We start from the raw sequence: 1,444 nt of genomic DNA on the forward strand, positions 1-1,444 counted from the left end.
AGCCGTCAAGCACACTTTTTGTGGCAAGTATCAGAGAATTAACGCGTTTTTTGTGAATGGAGGGGCATTGGTTTTGTATAGTTTGCTGTAGAATCTGAATATCGTGCATCGTTAGTCCATTTGTTCGAAATGTGTGTTTGGCGATATTCATTAGATCAAAGACAGCGATGCGCGTCTACCTCATTGTTTTTACGGTTAATTATGAGGAGATTCGCAAGAACGCGGCGTTAGAATTTAGAGGTATCTATGAAATTTTTGAGGAAAATTCTGAACGTCAAGATTTCTAAAGCAAAATTAGAAAGTCTTACGAATGTAGGAATTCAAGATATATCGCATGAGCTTTTTCAATTGGGACTTATTCATTTTTCGTCATCTGAAAAAAGCATAGTCGAAGAGGAAAAGCGGTCATTCTATCTAGATATGACGAAAGCATTATCTCAGGATCTAGAGTATATTTCTTCTGCTCAGAACTTTAAGCAACAAAAAATCGCAGTTAGAGAGCGTGTTATGGGGGCTATTCGATGCTCTGTATTAGGAAGTATAGTGAAAGATAAGCTTTCTGATGGTGTACCGCTGAAAGATCTGAAATCTGCATTTGATGAGTTTGAATTTTTGTTTCCTTTTGATAACAAAGAATCAGTCAAGAAAATAACAGTTCTAGGTTTTGTAAAAGAAGGAGCACTGTTTGAAGTCAGAACTTATTTAGGTGATGCTCATAGTAGTGATTGGACTCAGATGTATAGGTTTATGTTCGAAAGCATGATAGAGCAGACAATTTCTACATATGTGTTGCGTAACTCAGATGGTGATTACCTACTTAATGAACATTATCATCGTGAGTTTAATAAGCTAACTGATAAAATTAATGCGTATGAGTATGTGTATAATGAAATTATAAATGGTGGTAACTTCAATTTTAATAAAAAAGAAGCGGAAAATTTGGCATAGAGCACAAACAAATTCGAACAAAACGTTTAATAGTGATTCCCAACGCTCGCCAGCTTCAGCTCTAAATTTGGGTTAAGCGTTTATGGCACAATATTTTGAGTTAGGTGGCTGCGTTGCTCACCTATATGGTCTCCCCCGGTTTTGCAAGCCAGTAGCATGATTAAAAGCGCAGGTTAACTACCATATATACGGCCTGTTTAAGCGGCTATTGCCTTGGCCAAGATGAGGCAGCCGAACACGAAGTCCTAATCAACTTATCGACTTTAAAAGCCAGTGTGAGCACAAGGTTTTCAACGTGTAGGATTTATCCTGTTATTTATCTCACTACGTACTTTGCAAAGGGTTGTTGATGTATGTTTTATGCTGGTTGATATTCTTCGTTTTTGGTTATGACGGCCCATGCTATGCGCATGAGTTTGTTTGCTAAAGCCACCGCAGCACGGTTTGGCCCTCGTCGCTCTTGGAGTTCTAGCATCCATTTACTGAGGTTGTCGGA

General features: G+C 38.4%; 1 protein-coding gene and 1 pseudogene. One reads left to right on the plus strand and one right to left on the minus strand.

Annotated elements, in window-relative coordinates:
• Positions 1–246: 246 nt before the first annotated feature.
• Positions 247–948, plus strand: coding sequence for a hypothetical protein (locus F0249_RS19900; RefSeq protein WP_171757632.1), 702 nt, complete (start codon positions 247–249; stop codon positions 946–948).
• A 358-nt stretch (positions 949–1,306) separates the two neighbouring features.
• Here F0249_RS19900 and F0249_RS20290 read toward each other — a convergent pair.
• Positions 1,307–1,444 (minus strand): annotated as a pseudogene (locus tag F0249_RS20290) (IS110 family transposase); the annotation flags it as partial.

The sequence above is a fragment of the Vibrio sp. 03-59-1 genome (assembly GCF_013114135.1).
In the GTDB taxonomy this organism is placed as follows: Bacteria; Pseudomonadota; Gammaproteobacteria; order Enterobacterales; family Vibrionaceae; genus Vibrio; species Vibrio cortegadensis.

Bases quoted from the DNA above. Each gene is read 5' to 3' on its own strand.
- F0249_RS19900 (WP_171757632.1), top strand. From the start codon at position 247: ATGAAATTTTTGAGGAAAATTCTGAACGTCAAGATTTCTAAAGCAAAA.